This window comes from Clostridium tarantellae, from assembly GCF_009295725.1.
Taxonomy (GTDB): domain Bacteria; phylum Bacillota; class Clostridia; order Clostridiales; family Clostridiaceae; genus Sarcina; species Sarcina tarantellae.
Genome location: NZ_WHJC01000173.1, coordinates 1 through 7,237 on the forward strand (window position 1 = coordinate 1; position 7,237 = coordinate 7,237).

2 protein-coding genes are annotated in these 7,237 nt (G+C 32.5%); both read left to right on the top strand.

Annotated features, from left to right (window positions below; genetic code table 11):
• The first annotated feature begins 172 nt into the window (after positions 1-172).
• Entirely contained in the window at positions 173-6,052 is a 5,880-nt protein-coding gene (locus tag GBZ86_RS10710; RefSeq protein WP_152890523.1) for a peptidase G2 autoproteolytic cleavage domain-containing protein, read from the top strand.
• A gap of 235 nt (positions 6,053-6,287) precedes the next feature.
• A complete protein-coding gene (locus GBZ86_RS10715) occupies positions 6,288-7,115 on the top strand; it encodes a hypothetical protein (RefSeq protein WP_152890525.1) in 828 nt (275 codons plus the stop codon).
• Positions 7,116-7,237: the final 122 nt, after the last annotated feature.

The window sequence follows — 7,237 nt, forward strand, 5'->3', positions numbered from 1 at the left end:
GTTTTATGTGTTAAATTTAATACCCTTTTATTTTGGTGATAACTTGTTATTTAATTATATCTTTTACATATCACTATAAAAATTTGTTTTAATAAAAAATAATTAAACATAGTATTATTAAATTTTTCTCTAGTTTTTATAAATAACTTAATATAAATGGGAGGATAATTTAATGGATAGGCTTAATAATGAAAATTCCAAAAAAGAAACTTGTGATTACTGTATTCAAGTAAGTGAAGTTGGTTTTTTAGATTTTAAAAGTAGTTTAAATGGCTCTAAATTACTGGAGTTTAACAATGATATTTATGCATATAATAAACATGGACTTTTTAAGCTAATTTCTCCTGCACTAAAGGTATGGCAAAAAATATTCTTGCCTGTAGAGCTAACTGGTAATATAAACTTCACTGTATTAGGAGATTATCTATATTTTTATAGTAATTTAGAATTATGGAAAATAAAAAAATGTACTAATTGGCTTACTGCATGGATTAAGGTTACTTGTAAAAATAAAGAGAATAATAGAATTCTATTAGTTAAACCTTTAGCTTTATTTAATAAAAATATATATGGCATTACCTATACAAATGAAAGTTTTAAAATTGTTAAATCTACAAATTTAGAACATTCTGAAATGATATGGGAGTTAGCTGCACCAGAATCCTTTGGAAATATAAAGAAAAATAAAGACATAGCTTTTATGACTGTAGCAAATAATAGACTTTATGCTGCTACTAATACTCTTCAAGGAAGTTTTAATAATGAAAATTCCTATCTTCTTAATGGAATAGAAATTTGGGAAAATAAAACTGGTAACATAGGTTCTTGGATTCAAATAAATACATCTGGATTTGGTGTAAAAAGAAATATAAATAATAAAACTATATATGTAAATCAATTAATAAGTTCCTTTAATGTTTTTAAATCATTAAATAATAATAAAGAATCTTTAATAATAGGTACAAGTTCTATTTTTGGAGCTCAAATTTGGGTATATAATGGAGAAGGAATTAATGGTTGGAGTAATATACCTTTAGAAAATAATTCTTCTAATATATTAAGTGAAATTAAATCTATTCTATTTTTTAACAATGAATTTTATATAGCAACCAGAAGTATTATTAATTCTTCTGGTATTTGTTTTAATATTAATTGCTCACTTTTTAAAATAAATAATTTAAGCTATACAAAATGTGAGATACATTATATAAGTTGTAAATGTAATACTTGTGATCCTAATTGCCCTTGTACTTGTGATTGTGAAAAGCCTGATGGTAAAGATTATATAGCTGATTCAATAATATTATTTAATAATACTATCTATTATTCTTTATCAGATAATAATAAGAAATTTGGAGATATAATATTTGCTATTGATTGTAATAAAACTTTTAACCATTCTAATGAATCTGAAAAAAAATTATGGGATGAAAAAGAAAATCCTTGCCTTAATGATTCCATAGGAACTTGCTCCCATGCGGAAGGATGTTCTTCAAAAGCTTTTGGAGATTGTTCTCATGCAGAAGGATGCTCTTCTAAAGCTATTGGAGATTGCTCTCATACTGAAGGATGTCTCTCAACTACTTTAGGTGAAAATGCTCATGCTGAAGGTTCAAACACTCAAGCTATAGGGTGTTCTTCTCATGCTGAAGGGTTTAAATCTATTGCTAATGGTTTAAACTCTCATGCTGAAGGTGAATTAACTGAAGCAAATAATATTAATACTCATGCAGAAGGTACTAATACTGAAGCCAATGGCAAAAACTCTCATGCTGAAGGCATTTGTAGTAAAGCAATTGGAGATTCATCTCATGCAGAAGGTGGATGTACTATAGCTTCAGGAAACTTCTCTCATAGTGAAGGAAATGAAACCCAAGCTAAAGCCCTTAGTTCCCATGCTGAAGGTTTTCAAACCACTGCTGAAGGAGTTAATTCCCATACAGAAGGTACTTTAAGTAAAGCTATTGGTGATAACTCTCACGCTGAAGGGTTAAATAGTGAAGCAAGAGGTACGACTTCCCATGCGGAAGGATTTGAAACTAAAGCTAACGGGGATGATGCTCATACTGAAGGTAATAAAACACAGGCTAATGGTGGAGGTTCACATTCTGAAGGTTTAGAAACCATTGCTAATGGTGATAACTCTCATGCGGAAGGCACACAAACTATAGCCCAAGGATTAAATTCTCATGCGGAAGGTAGAAAAACTAAAGCTGAAGGACAAAATTCCCATGCAGAAGGTAATGAAAATATAGCTAAAGGGATTAATTCTCATGCCCAAGGTCATTTAACTAAAGCTAATGGTAATAATTCTCACTCTGAAGGCTTAGAAACCATTGCTAATGGTGATAACTCTCATGCGGAAGGTAGAAAAACTAAAGCTGATGGACAAAATTCTCATACAGAAGGTAATGAAAATATAGCTTCGGGTGAAAATGCTCATGCGGAAGGTAATAGCAATACAGCTTCAGGAAGAAATTCTCATGCTGAAGGCAGTAATAACATAGCTTCAGGTACACACTCCCATACTGAAGGTTCCAATAACAAATCCCAAGGTGTAAATTCTCACTCTGAGGGTTCTGTAAATTTAGCTGAAGGATTAAATTCTCATGCGGAAGGGAATCAAACTGAAGCTAAAGGTCAACACTCTCATACTGAAGGTAGACAAACCAAAGCTGAAGGTATAGGCTCTCATGCAGAAGGACTTACAACTATAGCTTCTGCTGAAGGTTCCCATGCAGAAGGGAATCAAACTCAAGCTGATGGTGCAAATTCTCATACTGAAGGATTTCAAACTGTAACAAAAGGTAGCAACTCCCATGCTGAAGGTAGACAAACTAGATCTGAAGGGCTAAATTCCCACGCTGAAGGTTTAGAAACCCTAGCTAGGGCTAATAATTCTCATGCCCAAGGTCATTTAACTAAAGCTACTGGTGAAGACTCCCATGCTGAAGGTCATGGAAGTGAAGCTAAAGGGGCTGTATCTCATGCTGAAGGTTTTAATACTAAATCAAACGGTAATAATTCTCACGCTGAAGGTTTAGAAACCAAAGCTAATGGTGAAAACGCTCATGGGGAAGGTGAATCTACACAAGCTATAGGTAATAACTCTCATACTCAAGGATTTAAAACCATAGCTAAAAGTGCTAATTCTCATGCGGAAGGCTCTGAAACTCAAGCTAATGATGATAATTCACATGCTGAAGGAAATAAAAGTCAAGCTAATGGCGCAAACTCTCACGCTGAAGGTTTAGTAACAATTGCTAATGGAGATAATGCTCATACTGAAGGAAAACAAACTAGAGCTGATGGTGAAAATGCTCATGCTGAAGGTTTTAGAACTATAGCTAGAAGAACTAATACTCATGCAGAAGGTGAATCTACACAAGCTATAGGTAATAATTCTCATGCTGAAGGTAAATTAACACAAGCTACAAATACTGAAAGTCATGCCGAAGGTCTTTCATCCATAGCATCTGGTGAAAATTCTCATACTGAAGGTTTCCAAACTAAAGCTACTGGTAATAGTGCTCATGCTGAAGGTAATGGGGCAGAAAGCAATGGACAAAATTCTCATGCTGAAGGGCTTAATACAAGAGCCATAGGTATGAATTCACATGCTGAAGGCGAACTAACACAAGCTACTGGAAAAAATTCTCACGCTGAAGGTTTCACCACTGTTTCTTCTGGTATTATATCTCATGTAGAAGGTGATAGAAATATTGCTTCTGGTATTGCTTCTCATGCAGAAGGTTCTCAAAATACAGCTTCTGGTAATAACTCTCATGTTGAAGGACTTCAAACTGAAGCTTCTGGAATATCTTCTCATGCAGAGGGGTTTAAAACTATTGCTAAAAGAGATACCTGTCATGCTGAAGGTAACTCAACTGAAGCTTCTGGAATTAATTCTCACTCTGAAGGAGTATCTACAAAAGCTTTTGCTCCTGGTTCACATGTTGAAGGCTTTAAATCTACAACTTTTGGAGATTATTCACATGCTGAAGGTGAACAAACAAAAGCTAATGGTAAAGCTTCTCATGTTGAAGGACAATCTACTGAAGCTAAAGGAATTGGTTCTCATGCGGAAGGAACTTTTACAAAAGCTATAGGTAATACCTCTCATGCGGAAGGTCAATTTACAGAATCTCTAGGAATCAATTCTCATGCTGAAGGTAATAATACTAAAGCTAACGGTAACTCTTCTCATGCTGAAGGTGAGTTTACTGAATCTATTGGTCTAAATTCTCACGCTGAAGGTCAATCCACTAAAGCCACACAACCAAACTCTCACTCTCAAGGACTAAACACTGAAGCTGCTGGCAGAAACTCTCATGCGGAAGGTGAATCTACAACTGCTAGAGGAATTAATGCTCACAGTGAAGGAAAATCTACTCAAGCTAATGGTACTAATTCTCATAGTGAAGGTGTACAAACAAATGCTACAGGAGTTGGATCTCATTCGGAAGGTGAATCCACTACTGCTAGAGGAGTTAATGCTCACAGTGAAGGAAAATCTACTCAAGCTAACGGTGCTAATTCTCATAGTGAAGGTGAAAGAACTCAAGCTACTGCTCTTAATTCTCATGCAGAAGGTCGCAATACTCAAGCTACTGCTAGTAGTGCTCATGCTGAAGGTTCAGATACTAGAGCTAGTAGTGCTGATTCTCATGCAGAAGGTGCTAACACTACAGCTTCTGGTTCAGGTTCTCATGCGGAAGGTTTTAGAAATACAGCTTCTGGTAATAACTCTCATGCGGAAGGGGAATCTAATACAGCTGGTGGAAAAGACTCTCATTCGGAAGGTTTAAGTACTAGAGCAAATGGTGCTAATTCTCATAGTGAAGGTGAACAAACCCAAGCTACTGGTAGTAATTCTCATGCCGAAGGCAAATTGACACAGGCAACTAACACAGAAACTCATGCGGAAGGTCATTCTTCTCAAGCTACTGGAACTAGTGCTCATGCTGAAGGTTTTGATACTAGAGCTGGTGGTAATAATTCTCATGCGGAAGGTTCTAGATGTCAAGCTAATGGCGAAAATTCTCACGCTGAAGGTACTAGTAATACAGCTTCTGGTGAAGGTTCTCATGCACAGGGTTCTAAAAATACATCCTCTGGTCAATTTTCTCATGCTGAAGGGTCTGAAAATACAGCATCTGGTAATATGGCTCATGTGGAAGGCAGTAGAAACACCGCTTCTGGACTTGCCTCTCATGCAGAAGGTAGCTCTACTGAAGCTAGTGGACCCAATGCTCATACAGAAGGTTTAGAAACTAAAGCACAGGGAAATAATTCCCATGCAGCAGGTAATAAATCAGAAGCTAATGCTGAAAATTCTCATGCAGAAGGATTAAGCACTAAAGCTTTACATGAAGGTTCATTTATAATTGGTAAATTTGGAGAAACCAAAGGTCCATACTCCTTCTGTTTAGCTCACGGAACTAATGATAATAATCTTTCCTTAGCCGCTAGAATAGATGGGCCTTCTAATAATATGTTTTTAAATAATGGAGTTTATAATACAACTGGTGCTGACTATGCTGAGTTATTTGAAACCATTAGTGGGAATACCATAGAACCTGGTTATTTTATAGCCTTAGAAAATGATAAAATTAGAATTGCTAATTCTTTTGATGATTACATTTTAGGAGTATCCTCTGGAAGACCTTCTGTTTTAGGTAATAATGCAGAACTAGATTGGAAAAATAAATTCTTACAGGATAAATGGGGAAAAATTCAATTTACAGAAAATTTAATACCTGCTACTTTTGATGATGATAACAATATGCTAACTAATGAATATTTACAATTAAATCCAATTTTAAATCCATCCTATGACTCAAGTAAAGAATATATCCCTCGTTCTTCTAGAAAAGAATGGGTAGCTGTAGGACTTATTGGACAAATTAAAGTAAGAGATGATGGAAGTTGTGTACCTGGTGGTTTTTGTGTACCAAATAATTATGGAATTGCTACAAAATCTGATTCTAAGCAAGGCTATAAAGTTTTAAAAAGAACAGATACAGATCAAATTTTAATAATATTTAGATAATTTAATTAAAAATTATTCTTTTTAGAAATTAAAAATTTTTTTAAAGTTTATACTGATTTTAATAAAAGGATATGTGAAAAATTAATGTCTATTACTTGAATTATTAATTTTAAAACTCAAAAATAATTCTGTAATATTCTAAAATAATTCACATATCCTTTATAAACTTTAAATTAAATATAATGTTTTAAAGTTTTAATATTAATTGTGAAAAATAGTAGTTATAGGAGGACACATGCATAATAATCTAAGGTTTATATTAAAAACAACAATAATTCATATTTTAACTTATATTTTATGTGGAATAATATTTTCTACCATATTTAGTTATAATAGTTTGTTTAATATAAATGGAGTAAATGGATTTATGAAAGAATTTGGAGATTCAAGCACTTTATTAGGACCTTTGGTACAGGTTATCCGTGGAATAGTATTTGGAATAGTATTATTGTTATTCAAAGATATTTTTATGGGTAAAAAATATGGGTGGCTAAAACTATGGACTATATTAAGTGTAATAGGAATAATAAATACACCAGCACCAGCACCATTTTCAATAGAAGGGATAATATATACTAATTTGCCATTAGAATTTCATTTAAAAATTGCACCAGAAATTATTATTCAAACATTATTATTTTCATATCTATTAGCAAAACCATCTAAAGAGAAAAATATAAAATTTATTGAAAATAACAAGAATGAATTTATTTCGTCAATAGTTTGTATCATATTATTTTCTTTATCAGGTATAGTATTGGCATTAATAAGAGGAATCAATATTGCATATTCAATAAGTGATATAGGAGCTTTTGCAGTTATGTTTATAGCTGTAATATCTACATTTTTTATTTCAAAATATTATTCTAAAATAGAAAATAAATTTAAAGATATAATAGTTATGGCTAGTTTATACTTTTTATTAACAATTTTGCCCTATATATATAACTTAATAACAAACTCTCCTTTTAATACAAAATTGATTTTGTTAATAAATATAGTACCTACTACAATAATTTTTTTAGTTACAAAGTTAAATTATAAAAATAATAAACAAGCTTAAAATGTTACCAATTAAAAGTGAACTAAATATAATATCCTTCCATTATAGTAGACAGTTAAAATAATAAAACTGTTCTATAATAGGAGGATTTTTTATTATTAAATATGAACATTAGTTTAAAT

Excerpts from the sequence above, each read along its gene's own strand:
- GBZ86_RS10715 (WP_152890525.1), top strand. The coding sequence starts at position 6,288 with ATGCATAATAATCTAAGGTTTATATTAAAAACAACAATAATTCATATT.
- GBZ86_RS10710 (WP_152890523.1), top strand. The coding sequence starts at position 173 with ATGGATAGGCTTAATAATGAAAATTCCAAAAAAGAAACTTGTGATTAC.